This window comes from Leptospira weilii (assembly GCF_006874765.1).
Lineage (GTDB): Bacteria > Spirochaetota > Leptospiria > Leptospirales > Leptospiraceae > Leptospira > Leptospira weilii.
This window is the reverse complement of record NZ_CP040840.1, coordinates 1,700,001-1,717,500: the sequence shown is the minus strand read 5'-3', so window position 1 is coordinate 1,717,500 and position 17,500 is coordinate 1,700,001. Positions and strand designations below refer to the sequence as shown.

Sequence of the window (17,500 nt, the reverse complement as noted above, 5' to 3'; positions counted from 1 at the left end):
TTAGAAAATCCCTTCCTAATTCCGTAAACACTTTGCTTGATCGTATTCTTTTCCGAGTGATTCTTTGCAGAAACTTGGGAAGTACCGGTCTCAGTTCTTTCGTATATGATGGCTCGACTCCCTTAGGCGGTATAATTTTTTTAGACACGGGTATGTTGACTCAAACCGCCAACGAATGGATTACAAAAAAAGAAAATTCTCCGTTTTCTCCCGGTAACGTTCAAATCAACGTGAAAATCGAATCAGATGCCCGCAATCGAATCCCGGAGGCGATCGAATACATTTTGTTACACGAAGTAGGTCACATCGTCAGTGTTCAGAAAGGAATCGTTCCCGATTTTAGGGAGAAATATAGAAACTTTAACGCATTCGAATTTTCAAAAGGGATTTGGGAGGTAGAAAACGTTTCGTCTTGGGATTCGTCATTTCCGCTCCGAAAGGAAATAAAATTCTATTCTTCCAAACCAATCGACCTCGAAAACAACTGGAAGAAAATCTATCCCGTCTTAGAAAACACTCCCTTCCCCACTCTTTATTCCGCGACAAACGGAGATGACTTTTTTGCAGACTCTTTCGTTTCCTACATTCATACGGAATTACAAAAGAAGATTTGGACTTTGGAAATCCTTCAAGACGGAAAAAAGATCTACGAGATGAAAAACGGAATCCAAAAATCCAGATGTAAAAAACAAAAAGAATTTTTGGATCGTCTTTTTTAGAGATACGTTGAACCTCGAATCAAAGTCATTTGTATTCTAAACACGAAGCGAACCCGCTCGCTTCCATTTTGCCAAGGTTCTATAGAATCGTAGATTTCATTTCCGATTATAAAACTTTCCATTTCTATTGTTATGAAATTCTCCAAAAACGCGCTTTTGTCTTAATTCAATTTGAAATCGGTTCTGCTTGATTGAATTTCATCGAAAGAAAAAAGTTTTTCCTAGTTGATTCTTCTCTTCGCTTTCTATTTTTGTTATTTTTTCTGGGAGAACGTCGGGCAAAGTTAGACGATTTGGAAAGTTTGAAATTGGAAAATAACAAGCAACAAAGCGAGAAATATATGAAATCTAAACTTTACTTTCTATTTTTGTTCTATTTATTTTTTTTCTTTGGGCTTTCTTTAAACGCTGCCGATATCGTCCGTTTAAAAAACGGTTTGATACATCGAGGCAAAGTGCTTTTGGAGGACGAAGAGAAAATTCTTCTTGCGGAGCACGACGATTACATTCGTTACATCAACAAAGAAAATGTGCTCGGCGTCACATACGAAAAACCGCGGGACAAAAACAAAAGCATGTTCTTCTCTTCCGACAAAATCTCGAAACCAGAATCCGCCCGCACAAATCCGTACGCGGGAATCGCGGCTCCGATCGAAAGAGAGCCTCCCCATGCGAACTCTCAAGGAAACGAAACGACCATCGACATTACCCACGAGATCGTATCGGACTTTATCTGGAGAGGACTCAGTTTTTCGGGAGAGATGGCCAATCGTCGTAGGAACGACAGTTACGCTTCCACTACTTTTGTTCCTTCCTATCAACCCACGATCAATATCAACACCCCATTAAAGGGATTTATGATTCAATTTTGGGGCAATTTTCAGCTAACGGAAAGAAACGATCGAAACAGCGACGGACGATTGCAATTGTTTCCGGGAGGTCCGGGGCCCTCTTATCCGGGACAAGGAAATCCGTTTATCGCTCCGAATCCGGATCTTCTCAATCAAAGTTGTGTGTATGATACCCAAAATAACTTATTGAGCGGGAACTACGCAACCGGGCCAACTTGCGGCGGACTCGTTCCGAAACCCTACAAAGAACAGAACGGAATGAAACGAGCGGACGGTTTATTTTACGCGTTTTATTATACTTTCGAAAAAAGCAGTTGGGGAAAGTTTACAGTCGGAACTTGGTTTTATAATACGTTTCACAAAAACTCCGCGTATGTTTCAGCTCCATTAGGAGGTTATAATTCCCTTGCCGCTCAAGGGGTGTCGAGTTCGAATAACACTTCGAATCAAGTGACAAGACTCGCTTGGCAGGAATACTATATCTTTTGGCAGCTTCCGGAATTCTCATTTCTTCCGTTTATCTCTTATCTAACCCCTACGATTTCCTTTTACACGCAAATCAGCGCGGAGAACGCGAGCTTGGCGGCTGGAAAAAATTACCTTTCTATTTATTTAAGCCACGAGTATTTCAAAGAGGACTTTTTTAGAATCGCCCCGGCAGTCAATATCGGGTACGAAATGTCCAACAATATCGTGGATAACCGATACGGAATCCAAGACATCACAAGTAGTTTAACTTTCTATTTCGGAAAATTTTTCATCAAAGGGAACCACGTATACAGACCTAATCTGTATATGTATGACACGGACAATTACTACGGGGCGACGGGAGGATACGTTAACCGAAATATGAAAGACGGTTTGATCGTGGATCCTTCGAAAGTAAACGGTCCCTTGAATCAGTTTTTATTGGATCAGATAGCGAGTAGCCCCTTGATTCCGGATGCGGGGGACGGTTCCCTGAGACAAATGATCCGAGAATCGTATTTATTACAGAAAATACCCGCGCATTTATTTTGGTTCAGCATCGGATTTTCGCATAATTTTTAAAATGCAAAAGGAAAACTTATGAGCATCAGGTTTCGAATATCGTTATATTTCTCCCTAATACTCATGGCGGGAAGCCTCGCAATCACCGCCATAAGTGCGATCACGACTTACTTTAAACTTTCTCAGGATATCAAAGATTCCTCCACCTTGGTCGCGTTTCGATACGCATTCGAAATTAAGGATTTTTTCGATAAAGCCTTAGGCGGATTAAGAGGACTCGAATTTCAACTTTCGCACGCAAGACCGACAAGAGAAGAAACCATCGAAACCTTAAAGGATCTCGCTCAAACGGATCCGAACTACTTCGGAGCCTGGTCCGTTTTTGAACCCGGAAAATTCGATTCCAAGGATTCTCAATACGTAAACAAACAAGGTTACGATATCACCGGAAGATTCATTCCTTACGTCAATAAGTCGATGGGACGCGAGAAATCTCTCGTATTGGAAGCGGTCATTTACTACGAAAATCAGGATAGGAGCGGATCTTTTTATAATATTCCGAAAAAAACAGGAATGGATTTTATCGCGGATCCTTTCGCTTATCCGGTATCCGGCAAAGAAGTCCTTATGATCTCCGTCGCCAAACCGGTACGCAGAAACGGAGAATTTGCGGGAGTCGTAGGCATGGACATCGCAATGAAGAACATGCAAGAAATGTTAGCTCCGATCCGTCCCTATCAGGGAGAAGGATATTTGAGCCTGATTTCTCCGGGAGGTTTTTACGCCGCAAACGGACTACAACCGGAACTCGTCGGAAAAGAGATTCAAGATCCTGAATGGAAAAAACAAGTTTTGGAAGGAAGCGGGAAAGAAGAGATCCAGATTTATGAAAAAGACCAGTCCATTCATTTTCTCTATTCTTTTTATATCGGAAATTACAATAAGAAATGGATCTTAGAGGTCTGCGTCCCCGACAACGTCTTTTGGAAGGATTTGTCAAGAATCATCCTGGAAACGATCGCCGCTTCCTTGGCCACAATGATCATCATCGTAATCCTATTGAATCTAATATTTCAAAAATTGATCACGAACGGGATCGACGCTGCAATTTCTTTCTCCGAACAAATTTCCTCCGGTAACTTGATCGTAGATAACAAATACGAACGTAACGACGAAATCGGAAAACTTCTTCTCTCTCTAAACCGAATGAAAAACAACATCAAGAAGATCATCCTCGAAATCAAAGGTTCTTCCGAATCCTTAAATTCCACTTCCGATAAAATGGCGGAATCATCCAAAAATTTTTATGACGTCGCACAGGTACAAGCTTCCGCGTCCGAAGAATCCTCGGCGGCAATCGAAGAATTGGCCTCTTCGGCCGAAAACGTGGGGCGATCGATGGAAAAGGCTATTTTCCACATGAAAGACATAGACGGAAACGTAATCCTTTTAAAAGAACAAATCGTAAAAATCAACGAAGAGATGAAATCTCTCTCCTCTCTAGCGAGCGAATCCCAACAACAGGCTGTCACCGGCGAAAGTTCCATGAATCAATCCACGAAGGCGATGGACGAAATCGGGGACAGCACCTCTCGGATCAACGAAATCCTTTCCATTATCACCGACATTTCCGAAAAGACCAACTTACTTGCGTTAAACGCCGCTATCGAAGCCGCGAGGGCGGGAGAGGCCGGAAAAGGATTTGCGGTTGTCGCGGAAGAAATTTCCAAACTCGCGTCTCAAACTTCCAACAGCGTTCAAGAAATCGGGCAACTCGTGGAATCCGCGAATCGTGCGGTAACCAACGGAACCGGCAAAGTAAAGGAAGCATCCGATATACTCGCCAAACTCAGAAGTTCGGTGGATATGTTCGGGGTTTCAGCAAAGAACGTTTTGGATTCTGTAAACACTCAGGAGAAAAATACGGAGAAAATCCATCACAGCGCAAGCTCGCTCATGAGTTTCAGTCTTCAAATCGAAGAAGCGGTGCGGGAACAAAGACATGCTTCGGACGAAATCGCAAAAACGATCCTCAGCATTTCCGAAGGAACCCAAGAGATCGCGAACGGCGCGGATGACCTAACCGGATTTTCCAAAAACATGCATACCCAATCGGAAGGATTGTTACGTTTCATCGACCAGTTTAAAATATAAAGAAAGATGTTCTTCCCGCACTCTTAACTTGCTAAAGCGGTCGTAATGGTGGAAACCAATTCCCTTTCGTCCCAAGGTTTTTTGAGATAGGAACGAAGATTGATTTCCCTTTTGAGCGCTTCGATGGAAGAATCGTCCGCGTGTCCCGTAACGATCACTTTTTGGATATCCGGATACTTATTGTGGACCTGCCGTAAAAACTCGTCCCCCTTGATGTTAGGCATCAACCAATCGGAAATGATGATCAGAATCCTCACGTCATCGTGAACTAATTCTTCGATAATCTGCCATGCTTCTCCAGCGTCGAGAGCCGTTTCATATCTGTAACCCTCTCCAAAGTGACGTTTCACCTGAGATTTCATGCTCATCAGGATCAGAGCTTCATCGTCTACAAAAAGAATCGCTTTATCCAATTGAAGTACTCACCCTCACTTATTTCATTCGACTCACTGAATTGTCAAAAAACGCAAGGTATTAGATTATTTGGAAAAAAAATAATTACAATCGAATTTTGGAAAAAGGTTAAAGCGGTATCCTAGGTATCGGGAAAATCTCCGGAGCCGGTTCCATAATGTAATACCCCTGACAATATTCCACACCTAAGGAACGAACTGTGTCAAACTCCCCTTTCCCTGCTACAAATTCTGCAATGACTTTCGCGCCGATTCTATGAGCCATTTCTGTCATCGCGGAAGCGAGTAGATAAGGAGTTTTACTCAAATGAATTCCCTGTATGAATTTACCGTCGATCTTGATGAAATCGGGATCGATTTCCATCAACCTTTCAAAGTTGGATTGATCGACTCCGAAGTCGTCTATCGCAATTTTACAACCGCATTCTTTCAGCTCTTTTAAGGTTTCAAGACCTCTTTCGCCTCCGCGCAAACGATCGGTTTCCAAAATTTCAAGCGTTAGACGATTCGGGGCGATTTCGTAGTGTTGAAGACGACTAGTAACCCAAAAAGCGAAACCTTTTTTTTCCAAATCCGATTCGGAGATATTCACCGAAAAAGAATATTCCGGATATTGCGCAAAATATCGGATCGATTTTTCAATCATAATCGGAGTCAGAAGACGAATGACCCCGGTCGACCTGGCGATTGATATAAAACTCGCGGGAGAGTAAACCCTATCCCCATCCTGAATTCTCGCAAGACATTCAAATTTCGTAATTTTCTCGGACGTATTATTATAAATTCCTTGAAAATAAGGAATCACATTACCTACGCTGATCGCATAGTTCAGCTTTCTTCCCAGGATAAGATTAATCTGATATTGATCTCCCGCTTCCATCGCGTTGGAATAATTCATCAGTTCGAGTTCGCTGTTCTGAGCCGCGTGCATCATCGCGATCCTAGCCTTATAATAAAGAGAGGATTGGTGAGTGGCAACTCCGATCGAAACGTTCACACGAAAAGAAACTCCCTCAGCCTCGATGTATTCCGACCGAAGAAGGATCCGAAACGCGACCAATAGAGAATGAAATTTACTCTCTTCAATTTCGGAAAGAACGGCGACCTCGTCCTGATAAAGGTAAAACAAATTACCGGACTCTCCCATAAACGAGGAAAGAGAAGCGAGAAACTGGCTCAGTACTTTATGATACACTCCCACTCCGAAATGTTGAGTCGTGGAAGTGGAGGATTCGATTCGAATCACGGCAAGGGTGGACAGCGTTCCTTGAGATTCTCTTTCATCCAAGATTCTTCTCAGGCTTTCAAAATTCGGACGACCAGTTTCCCGATCGTACAATAGAGTCGTTTCCAACTTTCGATTGAGTTCCCAAAGGTAAAGATCCGAAAAGTAAGACTTTAAAGCCTCTCGGATCGTTAGAATCAAATCGTTAGAATCCCAGGGTTTTGGCAAATATCTGTATAAATTCGCATGATTTAATGCGTTTCCGACCGCATCCGCGGAAGCCTGACCGGTCAGCATAATTTTTCGAATATTCGGCTTTTTATTGTGAATCCGGATGAGTAACTCGTCTCCGTTCATGCCAGGCATCACTTGATCACAAACCACGACCGGAATATCGATTCCTCTTTCGATACATTCTTCTAAAATGTCCCAGGCGGATTCCGCGTCTTCGGCGATTTCAATGTCGAAATCGCTACCGAATTCAAGTTTGAGTTGCTCTTTTAATCCCTTCAAGATGCTGGGTTCGTCATCCACCAAAAGTATGACCGGTCTTTGTTCCGCACTTTCTTCTCGGGAATTTTCGTTTTCGTCCATTCAAATGATCCTAAACAGTAATTCGTCTAACAATACTCTTATGATTCCCACAAACACCGCGTTAGTTTTTCCGAGAATCGCACCTCTTAGCGATCGACGAGTTCTTCTATTGACAAGCGAATTTACAATTCTACCCTTTCCTATAGGACGCCAATTATTTTTTATATCTCCGTCAAATCCGGAAGGTTTTAATGATTCTTGTAAATTTTGAAAACGAAAAAGAAATTAGTTTACCCGACAATTCCGCACCTCAGAGCCTATTGGAAATTAGTTTGACCAACGGCATTCCTCACACAAACGCTTGCGGAGGAAACGCTCGATGTTCCACTTGCCGGGTTTTGGTTTTGGAGAATTCTTCCAATTTATCACCGCCGGAACAAAAAGAAAAGGATCTATCCCAAAAAAAAGGATTTCCAAAATCCGTTCGACTCGCGTGTCAGGCAAAGGTTTTAGGAGACATTCGCGTTCGAAGAATCGTTTTAGACGACGAAGACTACAATCTTACGATTCCGGGATCCGCGACAATCTCCGGAGAAGAAAAAGAAATCGCAATTCTTTTCAGCGACATTCGAGATTTCACGATATTCTCGGAGTCACATCTTCCTTACGACGTCATCCACATACTCAATCGTTATTTTTATAAGATGGGCGATGTCGTTTTAAAACACGGCGGTAAGATAGATAAATACATCGGAGACGGACTCATGGCTCTTTTCGGAGTGGACGGAGGTTCGCCGCAAGAAATTTGTCTCTCTGCGTTATGTGCGGCCAAAGAAATGGAGCTTGAACTTTATTCTCTCAACGAGTATCTGAAATCTCACTTTCATACCGTGTTCCGGATCGGAATCGGAGTACATTATGGAAATTGCATACTAGGGCAACTCGGCCATCCGGCAAACATGTCTTACACCGCGATCGGGGATTCCGTGAACATGACGAGCAGAATCGAATCCAAAACCAAAAAGTCTGGGGTCCCGGTTTTGATTTCGGAACCGGTCTACGAACAGGTAAAGGAACGTGTTCTCAAAGGAAAAGTTTTCTCCGCACAACTTAAAGGGAAAACCGGAAATCACAAACTCTATGAAATCCGGGAAATCCTAAAAAAAACCGGTGCAAACACTTGGGAAGAAGCCAAAAATTCTCTTAGAAGAATCATACTCGTTCGTGAAACCGGAAGTTGGTTGAAACTAGTCTATCATCTGGCATGCCTTTTCGATAAAGACAAAAACTGGATCGGACTTTCCGCCGCGAGCTCTTTCAAAAACTTTTCCAAACTCCCGGAAAACAGCGAAATAGTCCAGAACCTTTATCAACTCAAAGAATTGTTAGAAACGTTTTACGAACAGACTCAAACTCGCTATTCTCTCGCGGATTTCCTCGCACTCGCCGGAACGATAGCAATCGAAAAATCGGGAGGTCCGAGGATTCATATAAAACCGGGAAGAAAAGACGAATTGATAAGCGAAGTCGTTCAGATTCTTCCTTTGGGAATGCAAACCCAGAAAGACCAACTTCCTTGTCTCCAAAAGATGAAACTCGGAATTCAAGATCTGGTGCTTATCTCCGGGACGCGTACGATCGGATGGTTAGGAGGAGAATCTCTCACTGCAAATCCTTACAACTTCGACAACAGTTACTTTCATGTTTTGTTGAAAGCGGGTTTGGAAGGCCCCTTATTGATATCAAACGACAGAGAACTTCTGAAAAACGACGAATCTAGAGCGTATGTGTTGGACTACGCACTGGATCAATCCAAGTTTTTCGAAGATTTTACCTCCACATATTTGAAACTTACGATTTGAAAATTGTTATTCGAATTTTTTTCGTTCAAGAAAAAAACGGACCTATGTGACCAACCTACAAGTTACGAAGAAACGTTTGAGGTTCTGCGAAAGTCGGGTATCGGTCTAGGCGGGTTTACCAATTTTCTTAAAAGGGAAATGACAAAACAAACCCTTCGATTCCAAAACGCCGAATCGAAAGGATTTTTCAAAAGTTGTAAAAGGGAGCCAAAGACGATGAACGGAAATCAATTCGGAAAAGTTATTCTTGAATTACCGATCATCTTCCGAAGAAAAAAACTCTTGAACCGTAATTCCCAATACACGATCGAAATTCTCGAACGATTCGAGAATCTCTTGAATTAAAAGGTCTCCGTCCGAAAAATCTTCCAAACAATCAGGGTTCTTCTCTTTACTATCTTTGTAAAACTGCGAGTCTTTCATTCCTATACCAGATTTTTTTATACAAATACCGAAAATTAGAGGAAAAAAAAATCGAGAATATAACGAGCCGAAAACATTTTTCAGAAATCGGTACGAATTTATTCTTAAATCGATTTTCAAAATTTTTCCGGAAAAAAAGCATGGGAAGAGATGATTCAATTTCAATCCGTTCTGGGATCCCTCAAAAGCTACGAAGCGGGAAAACCGATAGAACTCATAGCCAGAGAATTCGGGATCGATCCGAATCAGATCATCAAACTCGGTTCGAACGAAAATCCTTTCGGTTGCGCACAACCTGTCATAGAAGCCGTTCAGAAAGCTGCTTCGAAAATGTCCTACTATCCTGACGATTCTTACTCGGAATTAAAAACCGCACTTGCTTCCAAGTTCGATTTGACTCCCGATCGAATCATTCCGGGCAACGGAAGCGATCAAGTTTTGGATTTTGCCTGTAGATGCGTATTGGGACCCGGTGATTCGATTCTCATCAATCGAATCACCTTTGCGATGTATAAGATCTACGCGCTCCAATGCGGGGCGAAGGTTCATTCCACAGAAACCGTTCTGCATGATCTGAACGCGTTTTCGGATCTCGCAAAATCAATCCGTCCTAAGATCATCTTCTTATGTACCCCATCCAATCCGATAGGAGACGCCCTTTCCAAGCTCGACGTCTATGATTTTTTAAGACAAATCCCTTCAAACACGTTAGTCGTCATAGATGCGGCTTATATGGAATTCGGAAAAAAAAAGGATTCGAACACATTCATTTCCGCCAAGGAAATCACTGATCTTTTCCCGAACGTTTTTTATACGGGAACCTTTTCGAAAGCCTATGGGCTCGGAGGAATGAGGATCGGATACGGAATCGGAAGCAAGGAACTGATTTCCAATTTATATAAGATGCGTCCACCTTTCAACGTCGCCAACCTTTCCGCACTCGCAGCGACCGAGGCGCTTAAAAACGAATCCCATGTGGAATCGTATTTGGATAACAATCTGAAAGAGATGAAACGATATGAAAAATTCGCCGCCGAACAAAACGTCGAATTCGTCGATTCTTACTCGAATTTCATTACATTTTTTGCAAGAAAACGGGGAAAATCCTCCACGGAAATTTCCCAGTCTCTTTTAAAACAGGGAATTATTCTCAGGGATTTGAGGAGTTACGACTTAAATGCGATTCGAATCACGATCGGAAGACCCGAACAAAACGACCGGGTTCTAACCGCTTTGGAACGAGAATTCAGCTGAATCGATTTGGTTGCGTCCTTCGTTTACCCGTTCCACAAAACATCGCAGAAATTCTGCAGAGCCGTAAAGAAATCGAATTTTTCGTTACCGTCCCGATCGCCGTATTTTTTTATATCCGATACGATTTGGAGTTTTCATGTTTTCTGAATTTAGAGAACCGAAGATCGAATTTTTCTTGAACATTTTTCAATTTCGCTTTCCATCCGTTGACCTTTTTTTCAGCTCAAAAAAGATCAATGCCCGAAAGGAAGATCACATTAGAAGTTAGCCATTACTGAGAACGATACGACAAGACGTCTCAAATTCTGTGCCTATGGGAGTTTGTCTCAAAATTCATGGTATTCTATTACGCAGGGATCTTGAAAAACGTGAGCAGAGTCGTAAGAAAATGAGAAAGAATTTTCTAAAAGTAGAAATTTCAGAATTTGTTCGTAAAATCGTGATTTGTGGTAGTTCTCACATTTTAAGAATAGATTTACAAAGTTCAAATTTCGATTCTTTTCAGAAAAATGAATCATAGACTTCTTACGCCGAACTCACATTGAAAACAGCCCTCGACTCAAAAAAAGATTCAGATTTTTCCAAAAAAGCACGAAACGTTTATTAAACCTTGCTGGGTCTTGCAAATCGAGGAAGATATATGTTTCGTTCCGAATACAAATACGAAAAAACCAAAGAAGAGATTCAACATTCGGACACGAATCGAAATCAGATCTCCGATCCGAAACGTTTAGAATCCAAGGCTAAACAAGTAAGAGTCCGCCCGGAACTCTACGACAAATAATCAACATCAACCTGTCACAAAAGAAACTAAAAAGCACGTCACTCCTCTTTAGAGATCGCCGCGGGGAAACTCAGTGCCACGGCTCCCTATCATAACCAACCCCACAGGTTTTTAGAATCAGAAAGATCAAAAACGCTCATTTTTCAAGTGTTCCGACAAGAATAAGGCTTTTTACTTGCAAAAAGTATAATTTTCTGATAGAGAAAAATTTCCCGAACCTTTCCACCCCACCCAAAATCAGGGGAAACTCAGGCACAACGCTTCCTAAACTCAGTAAACACCTTCCTATCATCACCTTACCCACAAATTAAGAGGGCTTTTGGTATAATAAGGATCAAAAACTGATATTTTTCAAGTGTTCCGACAAGAATGAGGCTTTTTACTTGCAAAAAATATGATTTTCTGATAGAGAAAAATTTCCCGAGTCTTTCCGCCTCCACCCCCACCCAAAAATAAGGGTGGGAACTAAGTTTCACGGGGGATTTGTCGGAATTCCGACGGATTTATCTTCGGATCCAAGTACTTGTGGGTAAGGTGATGCCTTCCTATGGGTCGCCGCGGCGGGAAGATTTTTCCCAAATCTTATCCAGATATTCCTTGAGTTTCAGCTCCGCTCCGTTTCCGGTCGGAAAGTAGAAGCGGGGCGGATGATCGGCGAATTCATCCGGGAAATAATTTTGTTCCTTAAATCCTCCGAAATCGTGAGGATAGATGTAACCTTGAGAAGCGCCTTCCTTCTTATGAAGAAAGGTCGGAGCGTTCCTGAGACGGTTCGGAATTTTGATTCCGGTCCCCTTTTCTCTCACAAAAGAAAGAGCTGCCCCGATTCCCTTATAACTCGCGTTCGACTTCGGACAAGAGGCAAGAAACGTGGTCACATGCGCAAGGATCAATCTTCCTTCCGGCATTCCAATCGCCTCGAGCGCCTGTAAGCCCGAAACGGCAAGAGGCAAACCGTTCACGGAGGCGTTTCCTACGTCCTCGCTTGCAAGAATGATCAGTCTTCTCATAATAAAAAGCGGATCCTCTCCCCCTTCGAGTAAAACCGCGAGATAATAAAGCGCCGCATCCGGATCGCTTCCCCGTACCGATTTGATAAACGCCGAGATCACGTCGTAGTGAGATTCTCCGCTTTTATCGTATTCGATCACACGGCTTTCCAAATATTCTTCCACGTCGGATCTGGAAATCGTATGATTCTCGGGAAAACTGAAACTGAGCCCCTCCAAGTTCGAAAGAAGTTTTCTTCCGTCCCCTCCGGAAAATCGGATCAAAGTTTCCTTTGCATCGTCCTTAATATTTATGGAATATGATAAATTTTGAATTCCTCTTTCGAGAAGAGAAGACTGCTCTTCCAAACTCAAAGATTCTATTTTCAAAATCTGACATCTGGATAATAACGGTCTCGTAATTCGAAACGCGGGATTTTCCGTCGTGGCTCCGATCAAAACAAGATGCCCGGTTTCCACTCCTTTCAAAAGACTGTCCTGTTGAGAAGCGCTGAAACGATGGATCTCATCCAAAAAAAGTAGAATCGTCCCTTCCCTATTAGCTCTTTCCAGCAATTTTTTGATCTCGGCTACGCCGGTGGAAACCGCGTTGTATTCCACAAAAGGAAGGTTCCACCTTCTGCAAAGAATTCCGGCTAACGTTGATTTTCCGGTTCCGGGAGGTCCGTAGAGAATGATTGAAACCGGCGAACGGTAATTGACGAGCTGTTTGGTAGCCCTCGTTTGTCCGATTATTTCTTCGAAACTGGAAGGTCGGATTTTGTGGGCCAATGGAGGAACCGGTTTTTTTGTGAAAAGATCGCTCAATTAAAGTTCCAACTCGTTCTTGATTTTTCTGAGACAGGTTCGTATGGTCGCATTACAAACGTCGCAGGCGCTATGACAACAAACCAAAGATTGTTCTCTGATATTTCCTTGTAGAATATTTTCAATCAAAGCTTGGATACGAATCGGAAGATCGAATAGATCCAGATTCTCTCGTATAATTTCCTGTCTCGTTTTCGGAAATAAATTGGGTTGATTGTTTTCCAAATGATCTACCTTTGGCTACAGAATATTCTCTTCTTTTGTTTTCGAAAACTCAAATTTTCGAACCTCCGAGTCAAGCCCTCGCTCAAATTTCCGATTTTTCCAAAGATCCTCGAGCGCCTAACCTTAACAAAAGAAAAAAGACGATGAAAACAATACGCAAAGAATGACAAAGCGGAAAAGATTTTTAAAATGACTTTAAAATGATGAAAACCGCGAGCTTACAAAAAATAAGAACTTTAACTTTAATCCTTCTTGATTTTTTGAGCCAACTTAAAGCTCAAGAGATAGGAACCTATCACAATCTAACCGAGGCGCTTCGAAATGCGACAGATGTCCGAATTTTAAGTTTACACAACAACGAAACTCTCCCAAAAGAAATCGGGGAATTACAAAATCTGACAAAATTATATTTAAGCAACAATCAACTCCAAGCCCTTCCCAAAGAAATCGGGAAATTGAAAAAACTACAAGTATTAACTTTAAACAACAATCAACTCACAACGATTCCAAATGAAATCGGGGAATTGAAAAAACTACAAGTATTATATTTAGACAACAATCAACTCCAAGCTCTTCCCAAAGAAATCGGGAAATTGAAAAAACTACAAGTATTATATTTAAACGACAATCAACTCAAAACTCTTCCAAAAGAAATCGAATATTTGCAAAAGCTGCGAGAATTAGATTCAACCAACAATCCACTCACGACTCTTCCAAAGGAAATCGGATACTTGAAAAATCTAGAAGAATTAATTTTAAGCAACAATGAACTCACAACTCTTCCAAAAGAAATTGGAAAATTGAAAAACCTACAAGTATTATATTTAGGTGCTGATCTACTCACAACTCTTCCGAATGATATCGGATATTTGAAAAATCTACAAAAACTATATTTAAACACCGGTCGACTCACAACGCTTCCGAATGATATCGGATATTTGAAAAATCTACAAGAACTATATTTAAGCGACAATCAACTCAAAACTCTTCCGAATGATATCGGGAAATTGAAAAATCTACAAGTATTACATTTAAGCGGCAATCAACTCACGACTCTTCCCAAAGAATTCGGAAAATTACAAAGCCTACGAGAATTAAATTTAAGCGGCAATCAACTCACGACTCTTCCCAAAGAATTCGGAAAATTACAAAGCCTACGAGAATTAAATTTAAGCGGCAATCAACTCACAACTCTTCCAAAGGAAATTGGAAAATTACAAAGCCTACGAGAATTAAATTTAAGCGGCAATCAACTCACAACTCTTCCAAAGGAAATTGGACATTTGAAAAATCTACAAGAATTATATTTAGATGATATACCCGCTTGGAGGTCCCAAGAAGAAAAGATTCGGAAATTACTTCCCCAAACGCGTATTATTTTTGACCAATTCGGAGACGCAGAGTAACGAATGACATCGAACGTCCTCTGAAAAACCAGCATGCTTTTTCTTTTTTTGCATGACCGTCTTGGGCATTCGGAGTGATCCTACGCTTCCGCAAATTCGGACAAAACAATACGCAAGGAATGACAAAGCGGAAAAGATTTTTAAAGTGACTCGGGAACCATGAAAGCCACGAACTTACATTTTAACTTTAATCCTTCTTTGTTTTTTGAGCCAATGCAAAGAGGAAGACAAAAACGAAAAGAACACTCCCTATAGGGATCTAACCGAGGCACTTCAAAATCCAACGGATGTCCGATTTTTAGAGTTAGGGGACCAATTCACAACTATTCCGAATGAAATCGGAAAATTACAAAATCTAATAGGATTACATTTAGATGATATACCCGCTTTGAGATCCCAAGAAGAAAAGATTCGGAAATTGCTTCCCAAGGTAAATATTATCTTTATCGAAATAAAGGAGTAACGACGACACGACTATTATGCTAGGTTTTGAGACAAATTCTATATTTTTTAAAATTTAGAATATAATGAAAATCTTTCACATTCCGCCTCCGACCCAACCGAATTGAATCAGATAATAGAATACTATAAAGCGCGGAATTCTAAAAAGACAACCTTGAAAAAAAAGAAGATATCTCATTTTCATCGTTCCCGCCGCGAGTGAAACCCAAGAATAGGGAAGAGGAGTCAACGCCGCCAAAACGACCGCCCAAAATCCGTATCGATGCAGATAGTGTTCCAGCTTCTGTTCGTGCCTTTTTACAAAACTTGCAACACCTTCTATCTTAGGCAAAAGAATCCTTCCCGTCAGATACGAAACGGTCCCGCCGATCAGACTTCCGATCGAAGCGGATACAATCACGAGAATCGAATTTAATTTTCCAGCGACCGCGATCATCAAAAACACGTCGGGCGGAATAAATACATGCAGAGAATCCGCAAGTAGGATTCCGATTCCGACTCCGAACACGCCGGTAATATCGATGAACCTCCCCGATACGGCAAGAACGGGTTCCGGAAAAACACGCGCGAGAAACACAACTCCCAAAACGAGAACCGCAATTCCGACTAACGTTTGACGGAATAATTTTCTTACGACTCGGTCCGGTTCCTTACCGGAAACTTCCTTATTTTCTGTGGAACATTCTTTCGAGGTCATCTCTGCTCAATTTTACCAGGGTCGGTCTTCCGTGCGGACAACGGGAAGGATTTTCGCAATAACTCAATCTATTTAATATTTCGGCCAGAATTGGATCGGAAAGCTGATCTCCTTTTTTAATGGCGGATCTACAAGCAACGCATTTTGCCATCAGATCGTATAACTCCGGTTCGCTGGATTCCTTTCCTTCGGTTCGATTTAAGAAATCGAGTATGATTTCCTTTTCTTCCCCCGGTTCCATATACGCGGGAATTTCCCGGAGAACCACGCTGTCTTCTCCCAAGGGATCCAAGAATATTCCGACTTCCTCATATTCTTTTTTTCGATTTAAGATGTCCTCTTGTTCCTGTTTGGATACGTCGATCCGGATCGGGGTCAAAAGCGGCTGAATTCCGTAATTTTTCTTTTCGAGTTTACGCAAAACCTCTTCGTAACGGATTCTTTCGTGAGCCGTATGCTGGTCGATGATATAAAAACCGTCTTCGGCTTCCGCGAGAATAAACGTTTCGAATAAAACTCCAAAATGTTTTTTCGGAACAAAGGAAGAATGTTTCACCCGTTCGTCCGTCAAAGAGGACAAGGATGTCCCCGGTCCCATCCGATCCAAATCGAATCCTTCCTGTCTGGAAACTTCGGTGAAAAGTTCACGACTGAGTAACGGGCCATTTTCGAATTTGGCAGAAGGACGAGTTTGGTAGAGAGAACTTGTTTGAAACGTTCCGGAAGTCGGTCTTAAAAGTCGTTTTTTCAATTCTAAAAAACTGACGGGCGTACTGGATCTGAGTTCTTTTTGAATGAGAGCTAAAAAAAATCCGTTGAATCCCTCTTCGTCCAAAAAACGAATTTCCTTTTTTGCCGGATGGACATTCACATCCACTCTCGAAGGATCGATCTCGAAAAATAAAAAACAGTACGGATGCGCGTTCGGCGGAAGCAATTCATCATAAGCTTTTTTTAATAAAACGGAACCGTATTTGATTTCGATCGGCCTTCCGTTGACAAAGACGAATTGCCCGGTTCGATTGGATTTGTAAAAATCCGGATCGCTGATATAACCGTTTGCTCTGATTCCTCCGCGTTCCAGACCGACTTCTAAGAGATGATCGCGGAAATTTTCCCCGAATAAATCGATGATTCGATCCTTTTTATTTTCTCTGGAAGGAAGTACGAATACTTCCTTTCCGTCCTGAAAAAGACGAAAACGTACATCATGTCTTGCAAGAGCTTGCGTCGTAACTCTATCCTTGATTTTTTTATCTTCGGAACGGATCGATTTTAGGAATTTTCTTCGAACAGGGGTGTTAAAGAACAATTCCTCCACAAGTATTTTGGTCCCGGTAAATCCAGGAATTTCCTCTTTTTCGGATATCTTTCCTCCGATCGAACGGATCTTCCAAGCGGTCTTTTGATCCTTGGTTCCACTTTCCAACGTTAGACGAGATACCGATGCAATGGAAGCCAAAGCCTCCCCTCGAAATCCGTAACTGAGCACGCTTTCCAAATCTCCGTAATCCCGAATCTTACTCGTCGCGTGCCTTTTCAAAGCGGGACTCATGTCTTCCGGGTCGATTCCGAAACCGTTGTCGGTAATTCTTAAAAGAGAAAGACCTCCGTCCTTGGACTCCACATCCACTTGAGTCGCGCCCGCATCCATGGAATTCTCCATCAGTTCTTTGACGACGGA

15 protein-coding genes (2 of these 15 only partly in view) are annotated in these 17,500 nt (G+C 41.9%); 8 read left to right on the top strand and 7 right to left on the bottom strand.

The window, feature by feature from the left end; translation table 11 throughout:
- The 3 genes from FHG67_RS08095 to FHG67_RS08085 all read left to right on the top strand — a co-directional run.
- A protein-coding gene (locus tag FHG67_RS08095) for a hypothetical protein (RefSeq protein ID WP_036061090.1) crosses the window boundary here: on the top strand, positions 1-719 show its 3' portion. It extends 391 nt beyond the left edge of the window; only the last 719 of its 1,110 coding nucleotides appear in the window; its start codon lies off the left edge, out of view; it ends in the stop codon at positions 717-719.
- 341 nt (positions 720-1,060) lie between these two features.
- On the top strand, positions 1,061-2,620 hold the full coding sequence (locus FHG67_RS08090) for an LA_0442/LA_0875 N-terminal domain-containing protein (protein WP_142499732.1): 1,560 nt from the start codon (positions 1,061-1,063) through the stop codon (positions 2,618-2,620).
- Between the two features lie 18 nt (positions 2,621-2,638).
- On the top strand, positions 2,639-4,714 hold the full coding sequence (locus tag FHG67_RS08085) for a methyl-accepting chemotaxis protein (RefSeq protein WP_004500264.1): 2,076 nt from the start codon (positions 2,639-2,641) through the stop codon (positions 4,712-4,714).
- A 23-nt stretch (positions 4,715-4,737) separates the two neighbouring features.
- Here FHG67_RS08085 and FHG67_RS08080 read toward each other — a convergent pair whose 3' ends face one another.
- Both FHG67_RS08080 and FHG67_RS08075 read right to left on the bottom strand, forming a co-directional pair.
- The gene (locus FHG67_RS08080; RefSeq protein ID WP_004495398.1) at positions 4,738-5,127 is read right to left on the bottom strand and encodes a response regulator; all 390 of its coding nucleotides are present in this window, start codon (positions 5,125-5,127) and stop codon (positions 4,738-4,740) included.
- Positions 5,128-5,236: 109 nt separating this feature from the next.
- Positions 5,237-6,946 (bottom strand): EAL domain-containing protein, encoded by a 1,710-nt coding sequence (locus FHG67_RS08075; RefSeq protein ID WP_004500291.1) that lies wholly within the window; start codon positions 6,944-6,946, stop codon positions 5,237-5,239.
- A gap of 191 nt (positions 6,947-7,137) precedes the next feature.
- On the opposite strand from FHG67_RS08075, the gene FHG67_RS08070 reads away from it, so the two are divergent.
- Complete coding sequence (locus FHG67_RS08070) at positions 7,138-8,748, top strand: peroxidase family protein (RefSeq protein WP_004500318.1); 1,611 nt, start codon at positions 7,138-7,140, stop codon at positions 8,746-8,748.
- Positions 8,749-9,000: 252 nt separating this feature from the next.
- Here FHG67_RS08070 and FHG67_RS21730 read toward each other — a convergent pair whose 3' ends face one another.
- Complete coding sequence (locus tag FHG67_RS21730) at positions 9,001-9,171, bottom strand: hypothetical protein (RefSeq protein ID WP_085986085.1); 171 nt, start codon at positions 9,169-9,171, stop codon at positions 9,001-9,003.
- A 150-nt stretch (positions 9,172-9,321) separates the two neighbouring features.
- On the opposite strand from FHG67_RS21730, the gene hisC reads away from it, so the two are divergent.
- Positions 9,322-10,425 (top strand): histidinol-phosphate transaminase, encoded by a 1,104-nt coding sequence (gene hisC / locus FHG67_RS08055; protein ID WP_004500283.1) that lies wholly within the window; start codon positions 9,322-9,324, stop codon positions 10,423-10,425.
- A 640-nt stretch (positions 10,426-11,065) separates the two neighbouring features.
- Entirely contained in the window at positions 11,066-11,209 is a 144-nt protein-coding gene (locus tag FHG67_RS21725) for a hypothetical protein (RefSeq protein ID WP_004495427.1), read from the top strand.
- Positions 11,210-11,754: 545 nt separating this feature from the next.
- On the opposite strand, the gene FHG67_RS08040 is transcribed toward FHG67_RS21725, so the two are convergent.
- On the bottom strand, positions 11,755-13,026 hold the full coding sequence (locus FHG67_RS08040; RefSeq protein ID WP_142499731.1) for a replication-associated recombination protein A: 1,272 nt from the start codon (positions 13,024-13,026) through the stop codon (positions 11,755-11,757).
- Positions 13,027-13,251 carry a hypothetical protein gene (locus FHG67_RS08035; RefSeq protein WP_002556487.1) on the bottom strand — a complete coding sequence of 75 codons (225 nt, stop codon included), beginning with the start codon at positions 13,249-13,251 and terminating at the stop codon, positions 13,027-13,029.
- Between the two features lie 203 nt (positions 13,252-13,454).
- On the opposite strand from FHG67_RS08035, the gene FHG67_RS08030 reads away from it, so the two are divergent.
- Entirely contained in the window at positions 13,455-14,657 is a 1,203-nt protein-coding gene (locus tag FHG67_RS08030; RefSeq protein ID WP_142499915.1) for a leucine-rich repeat domain-containing protein, read from the top strand.
- Positions 14,658-14,862: 205 nt separating this feature from the next.
- Complete coding sequence (locus tag FHG67_RS08025) at positions 14,863-15,120, top strand: hypothetical protein (protein WP_004500335.1); 258 nt, start codon at positions 14,863-14,865, stop codon at positions 15,118-15,120.
- Between the two features lie 75 nt (positions 15,121-15,195).
- Here FHG67_RS08025 and FHG67_RS08020 read toward each other — a convergent pair whose 3' ends face one another.
- Together FHG67_RS08020 and mutL are read right to left on the bottom strand one after the other, a co-directional pair.
- On the bottom strand, positions 15,196-15,816 hold the full coding sequence (locus tag FHG67_RS08020) for a YqaA family protein (RefSeq protein WP_004500282.1): 621 nt from the start codon (positions 15,814-15,816) through the stop codon (positions 15,196-15,198).
- Positions 15,785-17,500, bottom strand: the 3' portion of a protein-coding gene (mutL, locus tag FHG67_RS08015) for a DNA mismatch repair endonuclease MutL (protein WP_004500253.1). 75 nt of this gene lie beyond the right edge of the window; 1,716 of the gene's 1,791 nt are visible here — the last part of the coding sequence; the start codon falls outside the window, past its right edge; the stop codon is at positions 15,785-15,787. Before mutL ends, FHG67_RS08020 begins: the two co-directional genes overlap by 32 nt.

Bases quoted from the DNA above. Each gene is read 5' to 3' on its own strand.
- FHG67_RS21725 (WP_004495427.1), top strand. From the start codon at position 11,066: ATGTTTCGTTCCGAATACAAATACGAAAAAACCAAAGAAGAGATTCAA.
- hisC (WP_004500283.1), top strand. From the start codon at position 9,322: ATGATTCAATTTCAATCCGTTCTGGGATCCCTCAAAAGCTACGAAGCG.
- FHG67_RS08020 (WP_004500282.1), bottom strand. From the start codon at position 15,816: ATGACCTCGAAAGAATGTTCCACAGAAAATAAGGAAGTTTCCGGTAAG.
- FHG67_RS08030 (WP_142499915.1), top strand. From the start codon at position 13,455: ATGAAAACCGCGAGCTTACAAAAAATAAGAACTTTAACTTTAATCCTT.
- FHG67_RS08075 (WP_004500291.1), bottom strand. From the start codon at position 6,946: ATGGACGAAAACGAAAATTCCCGAGAAGAAAGTGCGGAACAAAGACCG.
- FHG67_RS08090 (WP_142499732.1), top strand. From the start codon at position 1,061: ATGAAATCTAAACTTTACTTTCTATTTTTGTTCTATTTATTTTTTTTC.
- FHG67_RS08085 (WP_004500264.1), top strand. From the start codon at position 2,639: ATGAGCATCAGGTTTCGAATATCGTTATATTTCTCCCTAATACTCATG.
- FHG67_RS08070 (WP_004500318.1), top strand. From the start codon at position 7,138: ATGATTCTTGTAAATTTTGAAAACGAAAAAGAAATTAGTTTACCCGAC.
- FHG67_RS21730 (WP_085986085.1), bottom strand. From the start codon at position 9,171: ATGAAAGACTCGCAGTTTTACAAAGATAGTAAAGAGAAGAACCCTGAT.